At 33.1% G+C, this 23,170-nt stretch carries 20 protein-coding genes; 8 read left to right on the top strand and 12 right to left on the bottom strand.

From position 1 onward, the window contains the following. Position 1: 1 nt before the first annotated feature. The 3 genes from HGP29_RS22465 to HGP29_RS22455 all read right to left on the bottom strand — a co-directional run bounded on the left by HGP29_RS22465 (position 2) and on the right by HGP29_RS22455 (position 3,309). Entirely contained in the window at positions 2–436 is a 435-nt protein-coding gene (locus tag HGP29_RS22465; RefSeq protein WP_168884696.1) for a DoxX family protein, read from the bottom strand. A 136-nt stretch (positions 437–572) separates the two neighbouring features. Next, complete coding sequence (locus HGP29_RS22460; RefSeq protein ID WP_168884695.1) at positions 573–1,931, bottom strand: sensor histidine kinase; 1,359 nt, start codon at positions 1,929–1,931, stop codon at positions 573–575. Further along, positions 1,921–3,309 carry a sigma-54-dependent transcriptional regulator gene (locus tag HGP29_RS22455; protein WP_168884694.1) on the bottom strand — a complete coding sequence of 463 codons (1,389 nt, stop codon included), beginning with the start codon at positions 3,307–3,309 and terminating at the stop codon, positions 1,921–1,923. Before HGP29_RS22455 ends, HGP29_RS22460 begins: the two co-directional genes overlap by 11 nt. A 300-nt stretch (positions 3,310–3,609) precedes the next feature. Between HGP29_RS22455 and HGP29_RS22450 the strand changes: the two genes are divergently transcribed. After that, positions 3,610–3,915 carry a hypothetical protein gene (locus tag HGP29_RS22450; RefSeq protein ID WP_168884693.1) on the top strand — a complete coding sequence of 102 codons (306 nt, stop codon included), beginning with the start codon at positions 3,610–3,612 and terminating at the stop codon, positions 3,913–3,915. Positions 3,916–4,379: 464 nt separating this feature from the next. On the opposite strand, the gene HGP29_RS22440 is transcribed toward HGP29_RS22450, so the two are convergent. After that, positions 4,380–4,583, bottom strand: a complete 204-nt coding sequence (locus HGP29_RS22440) for a hypothetical protein (RefSeq protein WP_168884691.1) — start codon at positions 4,581–4,583, stop codon at positions 4,380–4,382. Positions 4,584–4,683: 100 nt separating this feature from the next. After that, a complete protein-coding gene (locus HGP29_RS22435; RefSeq protein ID WP_168884690.1) occupies positions 4,684–4,866 on the bottom strand; it encodes a hypothetical protein in 183 nt (60 codons plus the stop codon). 270 nt (positions 4,867–5,136) lie between these two features. Here HGP29_RS22435 and HGP29_RS22430 point away from each other — a divergent pair, with 270 nt between their 5' ends. The 4 genes from HGP29_RS22430 (at position 5,137) to HGP29_RS22415 (ending at position 8,071) form a co-directional block, all read left to right on the top strand. After that, on the top strand, positions 5,137–5,667 hold the full coding sequence (locus HGP29_RS22430; RefSeq protein ID WP_168884689.1) for a TlpA family protein disulfide reductase: 531 nt from the start codon (positions 5,137–5,139) through the stop codon (positions 5,665–5,667). Positions 5,668–5,672: 5 nt separating this feature from the next. After that, positions 5,673–6,329 carry a thioredoxin family protein gene (locus HGP29_RS22425; RefSeq protein ID WP_168884688.1) on the top strand — a complete coding sequence of 219 codons (657 nt, stop codon included), beginning with the start codon at positions 5,673–5,675 and terminating at the stop codon, positions 6,327–6,329. A 102-nt stretch (positions 6,330–6,431) separates the two neighbouring features. Next, positions 6,432–7,271, top strand: a complete 840-nt coding sequence (locus HGP29_RS22420) for a glycoside hydrolase family 25 protein (protein ID WP_168884687.1) — start codon at positions 6,432–6,434, stop codon at positions 7,269–7,271. A 92-nt stretch (positions 7,272–7,363) separates the two neighbouring features. Beyond that, positions 7,364–8,071, top strand: coding sequence for a hypothetical protein (locus HGP29_RS22415; protein ID WP_168884686.1), 708 nt, complete (start codon positions 7,364–7,366; stop codon positions 8,069–8,071). Between the two features lie 42 nt (positions 8,072–8,113). On the opposite strand, the gene HGP29_RS22410 is transcribed toward HGP29_RS22415, so the two are convergent. Together HGP29_RS22410 and HGP29_RS22405 are read right to left on the bottom strand one after the other, a co-directional pair. Beyond that, positions 8,114–8,620 carry a YMGG-like glycine zipper-containing protein gene (locus HGP29_RS22410; RefSeq protein WP_211093384.1) on the bottom strand — a complete coding sequence of 169 codons (507 nt, stop codon included), beginning with the start codon at positions 8,618–8,620 and terminating at the stop codon, positions 8,114–8,116. 309 nt (positions 8,621–8,929) lie between these two features. Continuing rightward, complete coding sequence (locus HGP29_RS22405) at positions 8,930–9,388, bottom strand: DUF1569 domain-containing protein (protein ID WP_168884685.1); 459 nt, start codon at positions 9,386–9,388, stop codon at positions 8,930–8,932. Positions 9,389–9,800: 412 nt separating this feature from the next. Between HGP29_RS22405 and HGP29_RS22400 the strand changes: the two genes are divergently transcribed. Continuing rightward, positions 9,801–10,154, top strand: a complete 354-nt coding sequence (locus tag HGP29_RS22400) for a hypothetical protein (protein ID WP_168884684.1) — start codon at positions 9,801–9,803, stop codon at positions 10,152–10,154. Positions 10,155–10,240: 86 nt separating this feature from the next. On the opposite strand, the gene HGP29_RS22395 is transcribed toward HGP29_RS22400, so the two are convergent. Further along, positions 10,241–12,694, bottom strand: coding sequence for a zinc-dependent metalloprotease (locus HGP29_RS22395; RefSeq protein ID WP_168884683.1), 2,454 nt, complete (start codon positions 12,692–12,694; stop codon positions 10,241–10,243). A gap of 224 nt (positions 12,695–12,918) precedes the next feature. Between HGP29_RS22395 and HGP29_RS22390 the strand changes: the two genes are divergently transcribed. Next, positions 12,919–13,620, top strand: coding sequence for a DUF2490 domain-containing protein (locus tag HGP29_RS22390; protein ID WP_168884682.1), 702 nt, complete (start codon positions 12,919–12,921; stop codon positions 13,618–13,620). A gap of 154 nt (positions 13,621–13,774) precedes the next feature. Next, complete coding sequence (locus HGP29_RS22385) at positions 13,775–13,927, top strand: hypothetical protein (protein WP_168884681.1); 153 nt, start codon at positions 13,775–13,777, stop codon at positions 13,925–13,927. 78 nt (positions 13,928–14,005) lie between these two features. Here HGP29_RS22385 and HGP29_RS22380 read toward each other — a convergent pair whose 3' ends face one another. The 4 genes from HGP29_RS22380 to HGP29_RS22365 all read right to left on the bottom strand — a co-directional run bounded on the left by HGP29_RS22380 (position 14,006) and on the right by HGP29_RS22365 (position 22,943). Further along, positions 14,006–17,350 (bottom strand): T9SS type A sorting domain-containing protein, encoded by a 3,345-nt coding sequence (locus HGP29_RS22380; protein WP_168884680.1) that lies wholly within the window; start codon positions 17,348–17,350, stop codon positions 14,006–14,008. A 211-nt stretch (positions 17,351–17,561) separates the two neighbouring features. Further along, positions 17,562–19,406 carry a glycoside hydrolase 5 family protein gene (locus HGP29_RS22375; RefSeq protein ID WP_168884679.1) on the bottom strand — a complete coding sequence of 615 codons (1,845 nt, stop codon included), beginning with the start codon at positions 19,404–19,406 and terminating at the stop codon, positions 17,562–17,564. Positions 19,407–19,451: 45 nt separating this feature from the next. Beyond that, entirely contained in the window at positions 19,452–20,861 is a 1,410-nt protein-coding gene (locus HGP29_RS22370) for a sulfatase-like hydrolase/transferase (protein WP_168884678.1), read from the bottom strand. Between the two features lie 162 nt (positions 20,862–21,023). Then, positions 21,024–22,943, bottom strand: a complete 1,920-nt coding sequence (locus HGP29_RS22365) for a glycoside hydrolase family 71/99 protein (RefSeq protein WP_168884677.1) — start codon at positions 22,941–22,943, stop codon at positions 21,024–21,026. Between the last annotated feature and the right edge of the window lie 227 nt (positions 22,944–23,170).

The following is a 23,170-nucleotide window of genomic DNA, read 5'->3' as shown; positions in this document are numbered from 1 at the left end:
CTTAGTTTGAATTCTTTCTCTCTTTCAAGTATTGTAGGCCTCCTGATGACCATAAAGCCCATAATACTAAAACCGGTTGGAATAATAAACGAACAAAACGTTTAGTATCGGTATTTAAACCAAACGAGTCAATATGATTAATATATTGATTGATGTTTCCAGGAAAGATTAATATATAGAAAATAGCTAATGTGATACCTATTTGTACTTTCACATTTCTACCCCATACCATTAATGCACCGAATAAAATCTCTACAACCCCTGATGCTAAAACTACAAAGTCAACAAATGCCTCATCTGTAGTTAACCAAGTGGGCACTTGAGCTTGGAAGGCTATTCTCCTAAATGTTAGGTGACCGATACCGGCATATAGCATGGCTAAACCTAATAATACTCTAAAAATATTCTGTACAGTAGATGTTTTAACTTGTTTCATAATTAATATCGTTGTTGATTATATCGTTCACGATGTAATTATAGACGAATAATCATTCACATGCAAATTTTATGAAAAAAAATACCTCCATATCTAGTATGAAGGTATCATTTAGTATCAAATTGTCATATTATTATTAGAATCTTAATGTAAATTCACTACCGGCATCAATACTTGTCTTTAATGTAAGACGACCATGATTTCTTCTCATTATTTGTCTCGCAAGACTCAACCCAATACCAGTATGTCCTTTTTTCGTTGTAAAGAAAGGAACAAATATTCTTTGCTGAGCATCAGTATCTATACCAGATCCATTATCAATAATTCTAATAATAGGCTTATTTTTAATATCATCTTGGGTACATCTAATAATGATCTCTGCTCCTTCTTTTCCTTCTAATTCTTCGACAGCATTCTTTAAAATATTCTCAATCACTACTTTAATTTGATGAGGATCTGCCGTCACTAACAAGCCGTCTTGTTGGACTTGGAACTTCAGAGAGATTCCTTTTTGCTCACAGACTAAAACTTGCTGGTCATATATTTCTTTACATAATTCAGATACATTGATATGCTGCAACTGACTATCTCTCAGGTGAGCCATTACCCTAAAATCTTCTACTAAAGCAGACATAGAATTTGTTCTCTGAGTAATCGTTTGCATTGGCTCAATAAGATCCGTAATTTCTTCAAGTGTAGGTGCATCACCTTTTTCCTCATAGTTGCTTTTTAGGTATTCTAATTCCGATTTTACCGTATCACTAAGTGAAGAAACTGGTGCCATAGCATTCATGATCTCATGAGTTAGTACTGTAATCAGTGATTCCCATGCCTGAATTTCTACTTTCTCTACTTCTTCCTGTACTCTCATTATACTAAAGACTTTGATGACCTCGCCTTTTACATAAAGGATGATTTTTTGGACAATCACTCGTTCCGTAGCATAAACACCAGGAATTGTACAGTAATAAGTTTCTTTCTCCTCTTCACTCTTAAAAATATCATACAACTCCTCAGAGATGACTTTAAAGTCTTCTAAATGAGATGACTTAATGCCTGAGAACAGACGCTTAGTAACCATATTAGAAAAAATTACTTTTCCTTTAGTGTTAAAAGCCAATACACCTGTATCTACATGCTGTGCAATACTCTTATAAAACATTAAATCGGATTCCCTCTCTGTCCTGATTTCTCTAAAACGGTCCAAAGTCTTTTGAAGAGAAATATTCAATTCATCTTGAATCTCTCCACTACCATTTACTGTAAAGGTCTGAGTAAGGTCATCATAATTAATAGAATCCAAAAACTTCTTCATATCAAAAGCGATAGAATTCAGCTTTTGTATCAAGAGCCATACTTGATACCAAATCAGGCCAAATACAAATACGGAAGTGGCAAACAATTCTTTCTGTATAAAGAAGCCAAGAATAATTGCACTCAAGACAATCAGGAATACTCTTAAGGAGACCTGAAGTCTGAATTGTTTATAGACCATGTTTTTCTAATCTTCTATACAGGGATGCTCTCGTCAGTCCCAATGATTTTGCTGCCTTAGAGATATTACCAGAATATTTACTTACAGCTTTTTGGATCATCATTTTTTCAACCGTATCCAAATCAAATTCAGATAGGTCGAATTCTTCTTCCTCTTTATTTTTTTCCACTAAGAATGTGAAATCTGTTGGCTGAAGGGTATCCGTATCTGCCATAATTACAGCTCTTTCCAAAGCATGTTGCAGCTCCCTTACGTTACCAGGCCAATAGTATTTCTGAAGCTTTTTCATTGTAGCTGCTGCTACCTTCATAGTTCCTTTTCTATATTTATTTGCATAAATTTTTAAGAAATGTGATACTAATAAAGGAATATCTTCTGAACGATCTCTCAATGGAGGAAGATGAATCTCTACGGTATTTATTCTATACAATAAATCTTGTCTAAATTCCTTACTTTCAACCATTTCATAGACAGGCATGTTGGTCGCACAAACCAATCTGATATCTACGGGTATCGATTTATTATCACCAACCCTAATTACCTCTCTTTTTTGTAATACCGTTAATAGTTTAGATTGTAGAGTCATTGGAAGGTTACCAATTTCATCTAAAAATAGTGTTCCTTTATTGGCAATCTCAAACCTACCGGCTCTATCTTCTCTTGCGTCTGTAAATGCTCCTTTTTTGTGTCCAAATAATTCAGACTGGAAAAGCGTTTCAGAGATCGAGCCCATATCAACACCAATAAACACATTTTCATGTCTTAAGGATTGTTCATGAACGGCTCTAGCAATAACTTCTTTACCAGTACCGTTTTCTCCAAGGATTAAGATATTGGCATCGGTCTTTGCTACTTTTGAAATCAACGCAAAAACTTTCTTCATTGCAGGACTATCTCCAATAACAATACCCTCAGTACCTCCCGCTTGGTTTAATGCATTTGATAATTCAGATTTCTCCTCTTTAAGCGTCTTTACTTCATCGTAAGATTTCTTTAATCTTACAGCTGATGTAAGGGTTGCAATCAATTTTTCATTGTTCCAAGGTTTTAATACAAAATCTGTAGCACCTTGCTTAACAGCATTGACAGCAGTTTCTACATCACCATAAGCAGTAATCATTACGACAACAGCATTGGGATCAATTTCTATGATCTGTTCCAACCAATGGAAACCTTCTTTACCCGATGTTGTATCTTTTGTAAAATTCATATCCAATAAAATGACATCATAACTATCATTTTTTAGAAGAAAAGGAATTTTACCTGGATTGCTTTCCACCTGAACTAAATCAGCATGTTTCTTTAACAACATCTTGGCTGCTAATAAGATATCTTCGTTATCGTCAATAACTAAGATTTTACCGAGAGGTTTACTCATTGTTGGACGGTTAGTTTAAATTTAAATGTACGCTTTTGAACAGAACAATAAAGGAATAAAAAAAGAACATTAAAAATTTTTTTAGTGTTTTCTATTTATATCATCAATAAATTGACAAAAAAAGAGGGATATTAATTGATTCGTTACAATAAAACAGAATAAATATATAGAAATTTACAATTAGAAACACTTATAAAAATCTCGTTAGGAATCATTAAAAAATACTAAGCAACAAAAGTTATAATTTTGGAGTATAAATAAGTGTAGGTAATACAATAGAACATATAAACATCAACAACCATGGCTAAAAAATTAATTGGAACTTTACTTCTCGCTACTGTAGTTTCTATGGCATCTTTTGCTGATAATCCTATCAAGAAAAAGAATCAAGTTAGAAAGGGTTACAAGACAACTACAATTGCTAAAACTGAAAAAAGTATTAAGACAAATGATGATCTTGTGGTTACCAAAAGGTCTCGAAAAGGTGCTTACCACATACAAAACACAAATGGTGTAACTAACCTTGCTGATGCACAAGGTGTAAACGCAGGGAAAACTGTAGATCAAACTACGGTGAAGTATCCTTACATGAAATGGTCTAAATAATATATTTGATCAATAAAAAAATCCCGTTTCTATTTCTTAATTGAAATAAAAACGGGATTTTTTTTGTTTGACTTTTAATCAAAAATTTTAAATACCGGTGATATTAACCCAAACACTCCAAAAACTAATGCTCCAAAGACAGTTGCAATGGTTGACACAATAGTTATCCATGAGAAGTGGTGTAATATCGAAATCGTTCCTAATAGTAATCCAAAAACCATAGTTATTATTGCTAATACAATAAATACATATGAGTTGGGAAAGATTAAACTCGAAAATGCTCGTATGGCTCTCATTCTTTGATAGTTCTCTTAGTTGATGTTTTTAAATTACAGTCTTAAATCTATTGTACGAAGTTTATCTTGTTAAGTATTAAACATTTTAGAAATATTTAAAACCTAACAAGTATAGTGAATTTCATTTTAAATTAACAATATGTTAATGGATTTATTAGAAACAATTTATTAACGGTTGCTTAGGTACGTTCTTAATGGTTTTTCCTGAGCAATAATTCCAGTGTTTCTAGAAAAAGATTTAGGGATATCAATAGTCCTTTTGAAACAAACTTTATTTGTCTTATTTCCTTTACAGGCAAGACCTCCGAAAGCAAATATTCCAACGAAAGATATGAATAGTAATGCAGTAAGTGTAATGATGAATCTAAACATAAAAAAAGTCCTTAGGTGATGTTATTGAAATTAATAAACACAACTAAGGATCAATAGCAATTCTATTAATATCACAATAGATACCTCTAAAAATTACAAATTATTGCTGAAAATGCATCTTTATATGATTTTGATTTAACACACCATTAATTTTCAGCTCTTTTTCGATAGGAGCTTTATGGTCTAATTCTTTTTCAAATACTAATGCTAATGACATAGTAAAAAGTGTTAGAACACTCATTACTATTAATTTCTTCTGCGAAGTTGGGCTATATTTGGACATGAAATAATCAGTTTTGGTTGATATCACTATCTATACATTTAAAGGAGCTAAAAGGTTAGTTTCCTTCTCATTCATTAAGTAAGTTCTAGTCTGGCAGCAAAACTATTAATCAAGAATTTGTAATAAAGCACTAATTGCTAACGTCGGTAACTACTGCATCTGAGCATATCACTATAATTTAAGACTACATTTATATCAATAAAATCAGGAACCTTTTTCATGTATGGTATTTATTAAAAAGTTATATTTGTTTCAACAATACTTATGAGCATGAAACAAACTTTTATCAAAATTCTTTCTATCGTAACTGTGGTACTCACCTTAGGTTGTGAAAAACAACAACCTATGACTTTACAACCATCAAAAGTGATATCTCTTGAACAGCAGGACATCCCCTATTTCAATCATTTTGATCAGATGTCGAATCTTTTATCACACAGAGATGATACCTTAAGGGTAATTAATTATTGGGCGACATGGTGTAAGCCGTGTGTTCAAGAACTACCCTACTTTTTAGCATTAGACAAAGAATTCAAAGATAAAGGACAAAAAGCAAAAGTAATCTTGGTTAGTCTTGATATGACACAGAAGCCACTAGAGAACTTTATCAAAAGAAAAAACATAACTACTCAGGTCTTCTGGCTCGACGATCCGGATGCAAATTATTGGGTAGGGAAAGTAAATGCACAATGGGATGGAGCAATTCCTGTAACTCAAGCAATCAATAAAAATAAATCCCTCTTTCATAGTGCCGACTTTAGCTCACTAGAGGAAATAAAACAGTTTATCCAATCAAATTAACCAACATGAAAAAATTAATTCTTTCATTCATTATTCTTGGAGCTCTTATATCTTGTACTCCTTCAGAAAAGAAACAAAACAGTGAAAAGCAAGCAGCGACTGAAACTGTAAAAAGACAAGGTGTACAAATTGAGCAAAAAGCTATCGATTTTGAACTAAAAGGCATTGATGATCAAATGCATCAATTAAGTGCATTAGCTGGCGATAAAGGTGCTATTGTAATTTTTACTTGTAACCATTGCCCTTATGCTGTGGCTTATGAAGACCGTATTATTGCCCTTGATAAAAAATATAAAGATGCTGGCTACCCAGTAATTGCTATTAATCCAAATGATCCTACTGTTCAACCAGAAGATTCATTTGATAAAATGAAGGTGAGAGCTGAAGAAAAAGGTTTTACGTTCCCTTATCTATTTGATGAAGAACAAAAAGTATATCCTGCCTATGGAGCTACTAAGACTCCTCATGTATTCTTATTGAATAAAGAAAATGGTTCTTTGGTAGTTAAATATATTGGTGCAATAGATGATAATTACAAAGACGCTGCCGCAGTAAAAAGACATTATGTTGAAGAAGCTATCGAATCATTAAATAATAATAAGGTGATCGTAGATACTGAAACAAAGGCTGTTGGCTGTTCTATCAAAGTTTCGAAAGGGTAATTCATTATCTATTTATCAAAAAAGGTTGTTTGATGCATGTCAGGCAACCTTTTTTCGTTTAAATTTGTATTGAAATCAGAAACTACAGACAAACAAGATTCTATGTCCAAGAAAGTAAATATCTTTCCTTTTTCATCTTTCCTTTTGATATTTTTTATGGGATTGGGATACCTTATCAAAGAGAATCCTGATGTTAAAGCTTCATTAGGACCTTACATAGAAAAGAGTATCAATTTGGTCCTTAATGTAAGAGATTATATTGAGGTGCCTTTTTATAAACACATTGATGGATACGGAGTAAAACTCCCTAATAAATACAGTGTGCATGGCATTGATGTCTCTCACCATCAAAAATTGATCGATTGGAAGAGAGTTTCTGAGATGTATGCTCAAGACACCCAAGTTAAATTTGTTTACGCAAAGGCTACTGAAGGAGAAGATCATAAGGATAGACATTTCTATCACAATAGAAAAAATGCAAAGAAAGAACTTATCTCATTCGGAGCATATCACTTTTTTAGGCCCAAGAAATCAGGTACAAAACAAGCTGAATTTTTTATCGAAACGATTGGAGAACTTCATGCCTCAGAAATGGTACCTGTAGTTGATATAGAAATATTAGATGGAATCCCACCTGAAATAATGAGAGAACGGTTAGCTGATTTTCTACAGAAAGTAGAGGACGAATGGAATATCAAACCCATGATATATACTGGCGACTCTTTCTATAAAGACTACCTCAAAGGGCATTTTAGAAAATATAGAGTTTGGATAGCAAACTATGGGCAAGAAACTCAAGCCTCAACTAAAAGATGGACGATGTGGCAACATACACAATCTGCTACAATTGATGGCATTCCAGAGTCTGTTGATATGAATGTTTTCTATGGTGATTGGGAGGCTTTTAAAAAAGCAATGCTAGTAGGATATCAATCTCATTAAGATTTGTTGGAGTCATCATTAGAATAAATCATCTATTTTTGTGATATACAAAGTTGATATCAACTACATTAAATAAGCAACTTCACGATTTCATGAAAATACTTAAATATATAAATTTAGCATTACTACTCATTTTCTCATTTGCCTGTAAAGACGATTCTTTAATAGAAGATTTACCGGAGGTGACAGGTAACGTTTATACGGAATTATCAGCCATCAATAATGATGCAGTCAGTCGATCTGATTGGAGAGAATATATGATTTCTGAAGCATTTTTAGGTGTCAACACAATCACCTATCAAACAGAACAAAATGAAATTACAGATGCCAATTATACTGGACCTTTCGAGTACGAATTACTAACTAAGAAAAGTACTCCTACCCTAGATTATGCTACTGTAATTCCAAATACCTACCACTATATATCAGTCCAATTAATCAATCAACTTGAAAACAATAAATCGATTATTGTAAATGGACATTATACACCAAACAGTCCAACCAAAATTGATTTCGAATTTTCCACTGATGATACCATAACTTTTTCAGCAAGACATGAAGATGGCTTGGAAGTAAATAATGAAAAGCTTCTAAGTACAGGGTTTGTCTTCGATTTACGTCTTTGGTTTAATAATGTAGACTTTGCTTCTGCAGAACAAGATACAATTGATGTAGAACTTGGAAATGGAGAAATAGTAAAAAAGCCAATTATATATATCAATGAAAATAGAAATACAGCACTCTATGAAAGTGTCATGAATGAAATAGAATTTTCAACTTTTATTAGACCGCTGAATTAATAGAAAAAAGGGTGATTTAGTTTGAACTAAATCACCCTTTTTTTATTCAACTGTATATCCTTTACCTTCCATACATGCTGAAAATGCTTTCTTAAAGTTATCCTCCAATGCTTTATTTTGTGCAGCAGCCTGCTGATTATTCTGTTGTTGCTGAGCAGCAGCAGCTTTTCTATTAGACATACGCCCGCGTAGACCACCAGCAATTGCTCCTATAGCAGCGCCTTCACCAGCATCGCCCGCTATTGCACCGATTGCGGCACCAGCTGCGGCTCCTCCAGCAGCTCCTTTTACCATAGATTTTCCAGATTTTGTACTTACTTGAGTTGCTTCAACTTTTGTAGGATTCATAGGATCATAACCACTTTGTTGAACAGCCCATTTATAACAAGACATTTCATCAGCATCCATAGTTGCCTGATCTTGTCCTTTTGAAGGGAAAACATAAAGTCCAACATTCTTCGCTATTGAAGTTGTAGGGGTAGAGTTTTGTGCATTTACTGTTATAGCAGTGGTGATAAATACAATTAGAGAGATGATGAATTGTTTCATAAGAATAATTAATGATAATCGTCTATTTTATTATATTCCATATGAACGTATCTATCTCTTGCCATTTTTATAGAAACTTCTTAATTGATATCAAAAAGTGAACTTTTTACAATGAGCTATAGGGTTTTCAATAACAAAAAACACATATGATAGTAAATAGCTAACCTTACTATCTCATATGAAAACGATATTACCTTTATTATGCGTTATACTTCTCACTTTCTTGTTTACACAAGAGCTCAAAGAAGGTATACAACTGATTCTTCAACTCATCCCAATTCATCTGTCTTTAAATAGCTTAGAAGTTTTTTACTTTAATATATCCTCAATAATCTTTATATGATGATTAGTATGAATATACATTAACTTCTTTGTTGCTTTCACATTAAGGTGTCCAAATGCAAAATGTTTAATAAAGGCATTCTCTGGTAAGTTATCTACCTGTAGTACCAATTTTTTTGTCTTTTCTAATTCTGCTTGAACATTGGCCATAATTACTTCATTAGTATTGTCTGAATACTTAGGTGCCTTTGCCTTTCCTCTCGGTATCTTATTTAAAAACTTTACAACTCTCCATCCTAGGTTAAATGAGGGAGAATACAATTCAGGATTAGATTGAATTAACCCTTCAATCATCAAATTTATTGCTTTCAAACTATGCTCTACATGCCAATCTACACCCCTAGCAGAAATTGATGTATTGACTTGTTCGAAATGCTCAGAATGAAGTAAATTTTCTAGTTTTTGGATCTCTGTTTCTAGTAGCATAAAAAATTAATTTTCTCTCAATTGTATTTCATCAACTTATCTAACAACAATCATACAAATTATCACATTTCAAATCACATATTGTACTTTAATAATATTGAAGAAATATTCACAAAATATAATTTTAACAACAACGAACAGAAAAAGCATAGTTACTCACCTTTTCAAAAACACAACATTTAATGCTATAATACAGTATTTTACATATTTAAAGTTGACACTAATGATATTCCATTACTCTGAATTTTTAAATCATAATATAATTATTTAAAGAACTCATTTCAAATTACACTGAATATTTATACAGTTTATATATTCATATTTCTAGGTTTCGTATTTTTAAAGTGTTATTAGAGGTCGTTAATATTGTACTGCTATTATGAATTATTTTATCACAACAAACAAAAACTTAATGAAGATCAAGCTCCAGGGCAAGATCGATAATGAACAATTAGAACTCGCATTAATTGAATTTGCTAAAAGTATTACTGAAGAAAAACAAATTTGTGTGGTTGATGGAAAAGAACTAGAAAATCAATTAGATTTATCAGCAAAATATTCCATCATAACTGCATTAGATTCATTTGGTTTTCAAAGAGGCAATGTATTTTATGTTGCTGCAAATTCCCCGAGAGATCAATTAGACATTATTGAAAACATTGCTTTCAATAGAGGATGGAGACTTTATTGTTTTACAACTCTAGAAGAGACGCTTGCAGCGGCTGAAGAAATGTATCTAAAGCTGAACGGTTCAAAAGTTATATAAGTCAATTTACTTTTTATTAAAATAAAAATCCTGATTCTTCATTCTTATGAAAAATCAGGATTTCCTTTTTATAGATTGAATTTGATTTATTTATTATCAAATACTTTCTCAATTCTTGCTATAATATCATTGATATGTGCGGCTTCCATAGACGTAGATTTGTATTTATACCTCACAGATTTAGCATCTTTTAGAATCTTACTTAACTCTAATCGAACCACAGCTTGAACATCAAAACTTGAATTCTTATCATCCTTAAGTTTTAGTGCAAGTACTTTTATATGTTCTCTTTGAAGATCTCTTCGATAAGTGTCAATTTTTCTCACCGATCTTAATTCTGTCCAAATAGATTTTCTGAGGTCTTCGTTCATTTCTAGAATAGAATAAGCAGCTTCTCCATTCAACGCTTCATTATCAATCATTCTATTTAAACGATCATTATCAAACAGATTATTCAAGGTTCTTGATTGAAGTTTTTGTATTTCTTCAACATTACCAGAGTACTGGATTTTCGACAATACTTCTTTATTAATTAACCAGGTAGGTGTAGTAAAGAGTTGTTCATTTAAAAATGTGATGGCTCTTTTCTGTTTGTCCTTCAGTACAGGAACATATACCTCACCTTCTTGTTCTGTTGTTTTATGATTAATAATTACCCCACCAACATTGTTCGATACATGACCCATATATCTATTATATTGAGAGATTACATTAAAGTACAATTCTTCAAGATCGTTATAGAACTGGCCTTCTCTCTTAGTCCAAGTAATAAGTTGAGGAACTATTCTTTCTAAATTTTTAATTCCTAACTCACTTGCTTCCATCGCATCATCACTCAAATCTTCAGTCTGAGCCGATGGATCTATAACTTTTGGCCACTGTTGTGCTCCAAATCTGTACCATGGGTTAGTAGCTCTTTCTTTGATCCATTGATTTAAAATAGGCTTTTCCTCTAATGCAGAATTTGCTTCTGTTAATCGGTAACCATATTGAATTGACCATTTATCGTATGGGCCAATGATGGGATATAAACCTACACCTTTGTCTTCTGGTTGAGCAACATAATTCATCCTTGCGTAATCCATTATCGAAGGAGCAACACCATTCTCTTGTACAAATCCAGGTGTTCTTAACTGCTTTACAGAATAATTACTACTAGAACCCATATTATGAGGAAGACCTAAAGTATGCCCTACTTCATGCGTTGCTACAAACTCTATAAGTTTACCCATCAATTCATCATCAAACTTTGCTTTCTGAGCATCTGCATTTACTGCTCCTGTTTGGATTAAGCACCAATTCCTTAAAAGTTTCATGACATTGTGGTACCAAAGAATATCTGACTCTAAAATCTCACCTGTTCTTGGATCGTGTACATGAGGTCCTTGTGCATTTTGGATAGGAGTAGTAATATACCTAATTACTGAGTATCGTACATCTTCAGGGCTCCAATCTGGATCTTCTTCCTTTGTAGGAGCATCTTTTGCTATTATGGCATTTTTAAAACCGGCTAATTCAAAAGATTCCTGCCAAGCTTCAACACCATTTTTAATATATTTTCTCCACTTTAAAGGAGTCGCTGGATCTATATAATAAACAATAGGTTTTATAGGTTCTACCAATTCACCTCTTTTATAAGCATCCCAATCTTTTGGCTCTAACTTCCAACGTGTAATAAATCTCTGTGTAGCTGCTTTATGTTCATCTAAACTATAATTCGTCTGCATTACAGAAAAATATCCAACTCTTGGATCATAATAACGTGGTTGCCATTGAACTTCTGGAAGTTCAATAAACGATTGGTTCATTTCAATCGAAAGAGTTTTTGTTAATTGATTATCAGGAAGTTTATCTCCTTTGTAAGTCAAGACATGTCTCACTTCTACATTTTTAGGAAATGATTTCATTGAAGTAACGATACTCCTTTTTGAATCTAAACCTTTAATACCAAAGTGTTTCCTTTCTGAATCTCTTAATGCACCTAACATAGGTACATCAGTTGTAAATAAAGAAGTAACATCAATAACAAATGCAGATGAATCAGTACTGATGGCTTCTAGTGTAAAGGTCTGGATGATGGGTTCAAAATTGTTATTCTTAACCGATTTATAAATAGGATCTTCTAAACTAGCTACACTATTATAAGATACCGATCTTAACAAAACCTTCTCATCTTGTTTTTGCCAACGGATCACTTGTTGAGGTCTTGATTTCATTCCGGCTCCTCCGAAATTTAGGCCTTGCACATGGCCTGAAATTCTACTCACTACAAGGATCTCTTTCTCAAGAAGTTCATTCTTTATTTCAAAGTAATATTTATCCCCTACTTTGTGTGTAGTAAATAGGCCATCATCAGAAATGGCTTTATCTGTAATCACCTCATCGTAGGTTTTTAAATCACCTTTTTTCTTTTTGGTTGAAGTTGTTTCTGTTTCTTCTACTTTTTTACCTTTACTCTTTTTCTTCTTCTGAGCAAAAGTGTTCAAATGAATAGAACCCAAAAAAATGGTTAATAATAAAAATAGGAATTTACGTCTCATTGCGTTTAAATAATTGTTGATCACGCAAAGATAAAATAAAGAACGAGAACAGTTAGTAATCGTTAATTAAATCTGAAAAATTCTTAATTTTAAAATTTATTTTGTTTATAGTTAAACTTTAATTTTTATTAACCTATTCATTAATATCAATCATCTTAATTCTAATTATTTATAACCTATATTTGTTACAGCTTGTACAAATATACTTATCGTGACTCATCAGTATGAATATTAAAATTCACTATCAAACACTCATTGGGTATTTAGTTTTCTTATTGACATTAATCTCAGCATCAGACTTGTTTGGGCAAGACTTCTTATGGCTACATTATTTCAATAAATATAAATTATCCTACAAATTTTCTATTGATTCTGATTTTGGGTGGAGACAATATGGCAATCCAGAAGAATATCGAGGTCAATTTAGAACAGGTTTACATTATGATTTAAGTGATGTAAGCTATGTTAGGGGAGGTATTATGTATGTGAATGGCACTGTAGCAGCAGAGGAAATTAGATATTACCAAGACTTTGTTTATAAATTTAGAATTGGTGATGTTACTGTACAACAAAGAGTACGATTTGAAGAACAAACCTTTACAGATCCAGAAAGAGACTTTAGATTTAGGTTAAGGTATAACCCAGCAGTAAAGTTTCCATCCCCCATAGGTCAATTCACATTATCGGCTGAACCTTTCTTTACTTTGACAGACCCCAACTCAAGAGTCAGTTCTAACAGACTATTAGTTGGGCTAACAAATAAGGTATATAAGAATATCAGTTTATCCATTCAGTATATCAATGAGAGGAGCTACACTAAGGCAGAAACCAATTTCATAGATGAGGCACAGATGATCAGAATCAAAATCGATCATGTGATACATCCTCTGAAAACTGGACCTTTATTTGGACGAAATAAAATGTAATATAACACACTAATAAACAACCATATTTTGACATTTTCGTAGCAGAAAAAATCTTCAAAATTTAAACAAAATAACTGTAAATAGGCTCAACTCAACCCTACAGGGAGTCGTATTTATATGTGAAAATTATTTAAAACTCCTAAAAATAAAACACATGGAAGATTTTGCTACTCTTGATTTTGAAGACCAATTATTCGATAACGAGTCTGACTTATATGACACATTAGAAGATTTAAATATCGATGAATGGGGTGAAGATATCGATAACTTAGAAAAGTTTGAATTAGATATTGATGATGAAATTTAATTTTCATCTGTATTATAAATTATAGTAAAGCACCTTGTTATTAGTTCAACAAGGTGCTTTTTTATTATATTATTAAGGTTAATGAATCAATAATTTCTTTCTTGATTGTTTTTGACCGTCAGTGATCAGCTCCAATATATACAATCCGTTATGAAGTGAATGAATTGGTAATGATAATTTTTCTTTATCATCTATAACTTCCATTATTAACTTTCCATTGATATCAAATAATTTGACATGGCCAACATTAAAGTTCATATCAAACTTAAAGTTAACTACACTGTTCGATTGAGATGGGTTTGGAAAAATCACCCAATCATTAGTTTCAACAAGTTCATTTTCCAATGATAGAATAGTATGTGATGAATCTTCAAGTGCCAATATTGATAATTCGGAAAGCTGGTCTATCTCAGCATCAATCATCAATTTACCTTCTTCAACTACATAAGATAGCTTCTCTCCTCCTTTTGATTTTGGTAAGTTATATTTGATATCAAAGTTCGTTGTAGCTAATCCTAGTTTTTCAAGATCAACTATAAAATTACCATTCCAAACATTATCGTTGTGGCCGGTTAGTGCTGCAGGTACACCATCTTGATTTCCATGGAACTGGGCCGCTAATGTATAAGAAGCAGAATCATTCTGCATTAGAAAAGTTTCTACCCACTCGTTATGATCATCCGTTTCAACCAATGAAGCTGATGAGGCATATTCTTTAATATAATCTCTAAAATTACCTATTGTTGAAGCATTATCTGCATGATTTAATGCTTCAGCTGCTACTAGGATCAATTTACCTTCACCTACTTCGTACTCTACAATTTTCGGGTTTGTACCGTCCCATGTTTCTAATACGTTTCCTACATTCGACGGTATCTTGTAGGTGATATAGTTATTATTAAACTTAGTTGATTGGTCTAAGACCTCTGGTTGTGATCCGTTTGAATACGATAACCCTGCCGCACTTAATAATGAACCTCCTGTAACAGTACGTTCACCATATTTTTCTTCACCCAATGCCTGTCCTAATGCCATAATCAATGTACCTCCATTTTCTACATAGGCTTTTAGATTGTCTGATTGTGTCTCAGTCATTGCATTCAGGCCAAAAAGCATAATCATATTGTAGTTATTGAAAGTTGATGTATTTGCGTCAAAAGGAATCATATCCATTGTACCGTACGGTGTACCTGCAAAAAGCTTGTCTGGGTGCGATTCAAAACTGTAACCGAAGTTGGCTACAAATACATCTAAGTAATTAAAATCTCTATCGTATCTGGCTCTTCTTTCGTTTTTGTCACCATTAAAATTACCCCAAGAACTGTATGTGATTCTTCCCGATAACGTTCCTCTACCACTAATTACAGCAAAAGGTACTTTTAACTCTCCCCTTCCTGGGTGCTCACTCATCCATTTTGTAAAATCAAAGAGTGCTCTACCCATTTCGTTCGGATAAACTTTTCTGTCGATCACCTCAATGGCCTGTGCAGATTCATGATCAATAAAGTCTGCTCCCCCATAATAGAACGTTTTGTACACTTTCTTCATTTCCTCTGGCCACCAAACAATATTGGAAGGACCCCAAGCATCCAAACGCATCACAGCTTCTGTATTGGTTGCTTTTGCATGCCCCCTTGAGTTGGCCATCATCAATTGTACATTTTGCCTTTTGATGGTCTTGTTCATAAATGCATCAATACCACTCTGGAAATTCCATGAAAATGGGAACATCACCATATTGGAGTTGTGGATAATCTTAATCCCTTCAGGCCCTCCTTCAGTTCTTTGATTATCATTAAAAGCCTTCATATTTTCCACCCAATTATTTAGATGCTCGTATAATTCTGGTGTTGGAAAATCATAACCATACTCTTGTTCTCTTTCTTTGTAATAGACATTCTCTTGTCCTGTTAGCTCGGGTTGTTGGTACCATAAATCAACCTTTGGGCTATGCTCAGCAAACATTTCTGCAATTTCTTGCTGATTTTGTGTATCGTAATAATCTCTTCTTAACGCATCATTTTTTACAATTACTCTCTTCAGTTTTCCTTGTTCTGAAAGAGACTTGATCTTTTCTTTGAATCGAGTATCCACAATCTCTACTGATTCAATTTTTGGATTATCGCTTATCGTTGATGGTTTAGCATAATCAATAAAATCATGGTTGTGATGATCTCTAAAACTTTGAATATAAATGGCACTAACCCCTCTATTTGCAAGGTATTCATATACATCAGGGTTCAATCTGTCATAGTATAACTCTGTACCGATCATAGGTTTTGTTGGATCGTCTACGGTAGCAAATGCAGGGATTTCCAATGTTTGAATGCCTTTCTCGAATTCTGGTGCATTCGGGAAATAAAGTGGTGAAGATTTAATGGTAGAAGGTAAAACTTGTTGTGCATAACTACCTTTTTCATCTGTAGATGCAATCGTTTTACAAGAAACCAAAAGCCAATCTACAGCTCCATAAAAGATCTTATCATAAGGTGAATCTGTTACATCATCATGGTAGAACCAAACCCATGGAACTTCATCTTCTTCAGGAATATAAGTAAAAGTAAAACCTAAATTTTCTCTTAAATCAAAATCATCTGATGGACGTTCCCAAACGATGTTATTATTAAATAAGATTCGTTTAGGCCCTTTTGGTTCTTTATTTATTAAGTTCGCTGCATACCATACCTGAAAAGTATACTTGTACCCTTTCAGTAATTTCTTCATGGCAACTCCTCTTGCGATAGGATAATTTGGAGCTGCTTCGATATTGTAAACATCACCATTTCTATTGATGATTTCGACATCTGGGTCATCACAAGCAAGTTTCATATTTCCTGCAAAATGATAACGTATTTGTAAATCCGCTCTTACTTTTTCTACATCAATATCTTTGTGCGATACCTGAGTTAGAGAGAAGTTATCAAAATAAAAAACCTTGTGTTGATTTGCAGCTAACACATTACTAATCTTTAAACTTTGGTTATTTAAAGCAAGATCAGAAGTTGTAAAGTAAGTTGTAAACTCTTTCCAAAGCCCTGGCTTGATCAATAGCGTTTCATCTTTCAATAAATTCGTATTGCCATTCGATAAATTGATAAAGAGTGTATCACTGATGGTTTCGCTTGCTGATAAAACATGGAAAGACAGCTTGTAAATCACATTGGATTTTAAACCTGATATACCCTGACTTAACATGACCTCATCACTTTCAATAGATGTAACATCCAATTTCAAAAATTGATCAGCATCTATGGGCGTTATCTTAAAATCATTTTCTATTGCTTCAAAAGTAGCATTCTCATGTTCGGAAAATGTCCAGTTTGATGTGCCCGATTCAAAGCTTGGATTACTAATAATATTTTGAGCTGTTGAATAGTTAGTAAAGGCAGTTGTTATAAGTAATAAGAGTAAAAATTTATTCATTTCAGCTACGTTTAATGGTACATAGAGAATGAAGTGTCTATTTTAAAAACAATATGTATCTACAGTATGAGTTGAGTTATTGTCAATAAAAAAGTTCTACTTCGATTCATTCATTTCATTGATAATTATCTATCAACAAAACTATGAACAAACCGGAGTAGAACTTATATCTATATCTGACTTCTTCATATATGAAAAAGCCATTTACATATTATTTGCTTAAACCTGCCGTCTTCATCACTTTGTAATTGCCAGGCGTAGCATCAAATGAAATTCCATTTTTAGAAGTCAACTTTACCTTTTGCTCTTTACCATTTTCAATCTTTACTACTTTGCTGTTATCGGCATTCCATTTGTCCAATTGGATTGTCATTGGATGAGAAGATTTTGTATCTAAATCTGTGACTAAACCGACTAACCAATCTTTACCCCAAAGTGGTTTTAATTCAAATGCATTTGGAGCGATATAAAGGTTAATTTCCTGATCAGCAATATCCAATCTATATACTCCCTTTCCTTCGTATTTTACAACCTCAGAACTACCATAACCCAATACATGTTTTACATCTTTAGAGGGCTGTGGGTCAACATTTTGAGCAACATCTCCTGAGTAGAAATAGTTGTCTTTGTCACTATAAATACTAAGGTCTTTTTTGAATGAATACATAAAGTGATCCGTCGTATTTTCTACCGCCTTTTTCACATCATATTTGTGATATAATGGCATCGATCTGAACACCTCTCCGGCAACAGCATATGATGCTGCTTTGTGAGGAGTACAAGTTAAACTTAAGTGGTGTGAACCGTTTCTATAAGGAGCGTATCTTGGCATACTGTAGTGCCACATTGTAGCCATTTGTACACCCATAGCTCTGAAGAAAGCCGCTTGTGCAGGGTATAAATAACCACTTTGGTTGTAGAAAATTTCAAATTCGTAGGCCACTTTTGCTTTCTTCATAAACTTAGGTGTTAGTGCCCAATTGTACCAATCATCTTGCTGATATGCATCTGTAAAGAACGATGTGAAATCATAATTAGAAAGGTCTTCAGGGTTTTTAGTATATGGCTTTTTACATACACTTTGTCCTGGGTAATTACAGAAACTAACCACCTCCACTTTAGATTCGGCAACAGCATCAAACACATCTTTGTGCTTTGTGATCATACGGTGCCAGTTACAGTTCCAAACTACAGGCTGAACTGCTCCTGTTTCTCTGATTACATCGTACATTCCATCGATATAGTTCAACACTTTATCATGACGGAACTTGAAATAATTCTCCTTGTTATCTTTCAATTTTTGCTCAGTTAACCAAGTTGTGTATTGAGAGAAATAAGGAGTTTCTTTGATCTCTTTATAGCTGTAATATATAGGCTCATTTACAATCTCCCAAACAGCAATTGCAGAAGTTTCTTTGTATGATTTTGATGTGTATGGGTTCTTTCTATCCAACAATGCTTTTAGATACACCTTAGACTTTTCTATCAATTCTTTGTTTAAAAGAAGCTCTTTTCTTGTTTTTCCTTTTAAGTAAGAATTCTCTACAAAAGTAGGCGTATGTGCATGAGGATCTTCAACATTGATATCAAAGCCCATGTTTGAATTTAAGAAAGTGATATATACATACATTCCTCTTTTGGCTGCTTCGGCAACCATATAATCCAACTGATCCAAGTAAAAAGTCTCTACCAATTCTCCCTTATCATTTGTAAAATCAGACGGAGTTAAGTGAACTCTTACAAGGTCACAATCCATTTTCTCAATTTCGTCTAACGATAAATCTGTAGCTAACTTTAATGTGTCCGAATCCATCGGTGCTCCTACTAATTTAAACAGACTATTGTATTCCCAACTAAGTGCAGGTTGTAGGTTTACCCCCCACAAAGCAACTTCTTCGCCATTAGGAAAAAAGAGTCTACCATCTTTCGCATAAATAAACTCATTACTTTTACCTTCTTCTTGGGCAACATTTTTTTGCGGTCCTCCACACCCAATCAAAAATATTGAAAGGACAATCGAAGTAAAAGTTGTTTTTATGATATTATGTAAGTTCATATTGTTCGTCATTTCTTTCGTCGAGCAGTGCCCCACATCAAATTCTTATAAAGTTACTTTAGAATAAAATTTCTTCTTGTGAGCTTCAGCAAAAGCCTGTAATTCTTTTACTACTTCAGGATGCTTATCAGCCACATTGACTTTTTCATATGGATCATTCTCCAGGTCAAATAAAGAAAGCTCTATTTTCTCTCTAGTATATTTTCCATAGCCACCATCTTTACCATACTTTTTCACTTTTCTGTATTTGTGTGGTAAATGAAGTTTCCACTTTCCATCTGCACTCATAATTACTTCTAATTGAGCACCTGTTGAAAAGGCATAATATGGATGCGGATTATCTTTTTCGTCTCCCGATAAATAAGGCCAAATATCTTTTCCGTCAATTTCAGTTTCCCCTAAAGATACATCGCACAAGTTAGCAAGTGTTGGCAAAAGATCAATAGAACAAATCGCTTTATCAAACGCACCCGCTTTTAATCCGTTAGGATATTTGATAATTGTTGCCGACTTTGTTCCCCCATCAAAAGAAGTTGCTTTCGCTTCTCTGAAAGGTGTTTTGCCTGCATGATTTCCAAAGATTGACCATGGTCCGTTGTCTGAACTAAAAATCACAATCGTATTTTCATCAAGACCATTTTCTTTTAGTGCTTTTGTGATTTGACCTACAGACCAATCCAACTCCAACGTCACATCGGCATATAAACCTTTACCTGATTTCCCATCAAACTCATCACTACAGTAAATTGGAGCATGAGGCATTGAATGAGTAACATACAACAGGAATGGATCTTCGTTATTTCTATTGATAAAGTCTACCGCTTTTTCAGTATACCATTTCGTTAACTGCTTTTGGTCGTCTTTTGTGATATCATTGATTGTCACTTTTCCATTTTCCCAATATTGTAAAGGGTTTTTACCCCAAACTTCTGGAGCAACTGGGTGGTATTTCCACATATCATTGGAATACATTAAACCAGCAGTTTCTTGAAAACCTCTGTTATGAGGTCTTGTGTCTTCTTGATCTCCACAGTGCCACTTACCGAAAAGTGCTGTTTTATATCCACTCTTTTCAAACAACTCTCCCATAGTTGGGAATTGTGTATCCAAACCTCTTTCTTTTGCTTTGTGTGCGGCAAAAACTTTAGTTCGGCCAGGATAACTCCCTGTAAGCAACGCCGCCCTAGATGCAGAACAAACCGCTTGAGGTACATAGAAGTTCGTTAATTTAACTCCTTCTTGCGATAATTGATCGACATGAGGTGTAGCTACTGCATTTTTATCATCATTAAATGGGTTAAAGTCTGCGTAACCAGAATCATCCAAAAAGATGATAACTACATTTGGCTTTTTCTTATTTGAAGTATCTTCTACAAAGTTATTTTTTGATGAAGTACAACTACTAAAGAAAGTTAGTCCTAATAAAAGTAATAGATGTAGTTTAATGAATTTCATTTCAAAAAGAATATATATGATTATTATTACAAAGATAGCATCAGGAGTTTTAAATTATTTTATACAAATCTGCCAAAACGAATTAGTATATATAATCATATAGTTAAATAAAATTGTAACACTTATGTTAGTCTCATATAGGTTCATGCCAACCAATAAAATTTATTTAAAATCTAATACATCAAGCATATTGTATCCTTTTAAAGTTTCATCTTCTTCCATTAATAACTTTTCAATACCTTTATTGTTCTTAGCTTTTTCTTCTAGTTCCAACCACACCGAATATTGAAAATTATCTAATAACGATTTAATACTAGATTTGTACTTTTTATAGTTTTTCTCTTTTATAGTTTTAAACTTTTCAGGAATTGCTCCATATTCATAGATTGCTTCCAGATCACTAGAGAATCTTTCTCTCGCTGCCGCTTTCCAAAGCTCTTGTTTTGACTGTGAAAGTAAGAATCTATTCTGCATCTTAGACATTTCTGCATTTAAGATTAAGTTATGATTCATCATACTGTACTTCTCATCCAAATTCGAAAGCATGTAGGTAGTAAAATCAACCCTATCATTCATCCCTGTCACAGACTTTGGTGATTTAAAAGAAAGACTTTGTATTCCTTCTCTCTTTACTTGTACTTCAACATTACCTTGTTTCAAAGGAACATATGTAGTATGCAGACCCTTCGGTACATTTTGAATAAACTTACCGTTAAAATATAGCGATCCTTCTTCTTTCAAAAGTGTCAGTACTTCCAAGCTATCCAATGCTTCTTTTTTGTAAAATCTATTCAGCAGATTTACTTTGATATTATCATTCGAATTTAGTTCTCCAGGTAATACATTCTTATAGGAAGTCATGATCATTTCTTCATCAATCTGCTCTGTTTTTCCTACCCATTTATTTTTATAGAAGTTCAATAATACACCTAAACCATAACTGTGATGGATCTCTGGAGCAAAATGTGATCCTTCATCAAAAAGGTTCCATGAACTTAAGTTTATTAAATGTACATCATCAGTGATGTTATCTTCCATCAATCTTCTAAAGGTTGACGTTTGCTTATGATTGCTAGCTTTAAACTGAGTGTCTTTGTTAGGAATTGATTTTGCAAATTCAGAATTCTCAGTAAGACGTTTATTCTCTTCTACACTAAATAATTGAGTATGCTGCTGCTCTAAAAATACTGTAGGAATATATTCTCTATTGTGTTTCTTACATAGTGCTCTTAATTGTTGAACATTCTTTTTTCTTCTTACTGTATTTCTTGATGTGGTTACTGCTGCAAAATGTTCTAAAATTAAAGGCGTAGAAATCTTATTGTCAATATTAGAAATCTGATATACAAAAGCTACAGGTGCAAATAAGTCTTCTTTAAGTTGATCAAACTTATCTCCTAGCTGACCAATAATTGCAGGATTATTTCTTACTTCTTTTAAGAATTTTTTATTGATCCCTTCATCAATACCATGGTGTGGGTCCTTGGTAAAAACAATGATTTTATCATTCCCTGTTCTCATCCATTTTTTAGAGAATTTTGTCTCCTGAAATAAATGATTCAAGTCCTTTTTGATATCACTAAATAGATTATCACTAGAGTATTTTAAAGGACGAGTCATAATCACCTCAATAGAGAATTTGAAATCAATATTCTTTTGTTCAGCTACACTGATATAAGACGAAAGTACTTTTGCGAAGTTTTTCTTATACGCTTTTGCACTATAAACTCTATACTCAAACTTAAACCCATCAATTCCCATCATCATAGCTGAACGGATATCATATTCGAAAGCATCTAAGTTTTCCATAGGATTGGACATCATTGTCACTTCAGGTACAAAGTTCCTCCATGTTCCCTTAATATCATCTAACGGTTCTCCAAACGTATTTTCATATCTCATTCTGTTGATATATGCATAAGACGTACTGTAGTTATAATAAGGGTGTACAGCTGCTAGGATATATTTTTTCTGTAGAAAATTTGTAGCCGTTTCCTCTATATCATATACTTTGGAATCTTGAGCTAAAGTTGAAGTATAAGAAATCAATGAGATAAGCAATAGAGATATTAGTTGTTTCATAGCGTAAAGGTTTTGAAATCATTCAATATTAATTTAGTTAACTAGTAAAATCTATATTGGATGATGTGATTTTAAGGTTACGAATAATTTCTATTTCATTTCTTGATATATACAAATGTAAAGTATCTAAGCTAATTAGTCCTTACACATTTCAGCCAAAATAAATCACTTGCAAATCTTTAATAATCAAACAAAACCCCCAATTTTAATAAAAAAACCAAATCAAC

It is taken from the genome of Flammeovirga agarivorans, from assembly GCF_012641475.1.
Taxonomy (GTDB): Bacteria; Bacteroidota; Bacteroidia; order Cytophagales; family Flammeovirgaceae; genus Flammeovirga; species Flammeovirga agarivorans.
Note: the sequence above shows the minus strand (reverse complement) of the source record. Positions and strands in the feature narration are given on the sequence as shown.

Coding starts and splice junctions, on each gene's coding strand:
- HGP29_RS22465 (WP_168884696.1), bottom strand. CDS start 436: ATGAAACAAGTTAAAACATCTACTGTACAGAATATTTTTAGAGTATTA.
- HGP29_RS22460 (WP_168884695.1), bottom strand. CDS start 1,931: ATGGTCTATAAACAATTCAGACTTCAGGTCTCCTTAAGAGTATTCCTG.
- HGP29_RS22455 (WP_168884694.1), bottom strand. CDS start 3,309: ATGAGTAAACCTCTCGGTAAAATCTTAGTTATTGACGATAACGAAGAT.
- HGP29_RS22450 (WP_168884693.1), top strand. CDS start 3,610: ATGGCTAAAAAATTAATTGGAACTTTACTTCTCGCTACTGTAGTTTCT.
- HGP29_RS22440 (WP_168884691.1), bottom strand. CDS start 4,583: ATGTTTAGATTCATCATTACACTTACTGCATTACTATTCATATCTTTC.
- HGP29_RS22435 (WP_168884690.1), bottom strand. CDS start 4,866: ATGTCCAAATATAGCCCAACTTCGCAGAAGAAATTAATAGTAATGAGT.
- HGP29_RS22430 (WP_168884689.1), top strand. CDS start 5,137: ATGAAACAAACTTTTATCAAAATTCTTTCTATCGTAACTGTGGTACTC.
- HGP29_RS22425 (WP_168884688.1), top strand. CDS start 5,673: ATGAAAAAATTAATTCTTTCATTCATTATTCTTGGAGCTCTTATATCT.
- HGP29_RS22420 (WP_168884687.1), top strand. CDS start 6,432: ATGTCCAAGAAAGTAAATATCTTTCCTTTTTCATCTTTCCTTTTGATA.
- HGP29_RS22415 (WP_168884686.1), top strand. CDS start 7,364: ATGAAAATACTTAAATATATAAATTTAGCATTACTACTCATTTTCTCA.
- HGP29_RS22410 (WP_211093384.1), bottom strand. CDS start 8,620: ATGAAACAATTCATCATCTCTCTAATTGTATTTATCACCACTGCTATA.
- HGP29_RS22405 (WP_168884685.1), bottom strand. CDS start 9,388: ATGCTACTAGAAACAGAGATCCAAAAACTAGAAAATTTACTTCATTCT.
- HGP29_RS22400 (WP_168884684.1), top strand. CDS start 9,801: ATGAAGATCAAGCTCCAGGGCAAGATCGATAATGAACAATTAGAACTC.
- HGP29_RS22395 (WP_168884683.1), bottom strand. CDS start 12,694: ATGAGACGTAAATTCCTATTTTTATTATTAACCATTTTTTTGGGTTCT.
- HGP29_RS22390 (WP_168884682.1), top strand. CDS start 12,919: ATGAATATTAAAATTCACTATCAAACACTCATTGGGTATTTAGTTTTC.
- HGP29_RS22385 (WP_168884681.1), top strand. CDS start 13,775: ATGGAAGATTTTGCTACTCTTGATTTTGAAGACCAATTATTCGATAAC.
- HGP29_RS22380 (WP_168884680.1), bottom strand. CDS start 17,350: ATGAATAAATTTTTACTCTTATTACTTATAACAACTGCCTTTACTAAC.
- HGP29_RS22375 (WP_168884679.1), bottom strand. CDS start 19,406: ATGAACTTACATAATATCATAAAAACAACTTTTACTTCGATTGTCCTT.
- HGP29_RS22370 (WP_168884678.1), bottom strand. CDS start 20,861: ATGAAATTCATTAAACTACATCTATTACTTTTATTAGGACTAACTTTC.
- HGP29_RS22365 (WP_168884677.1), bottom strand. CDS start 22,943: ATGAAACAACTAATATCTCTATTGCTTATCTCATTGATTTCTTATACT.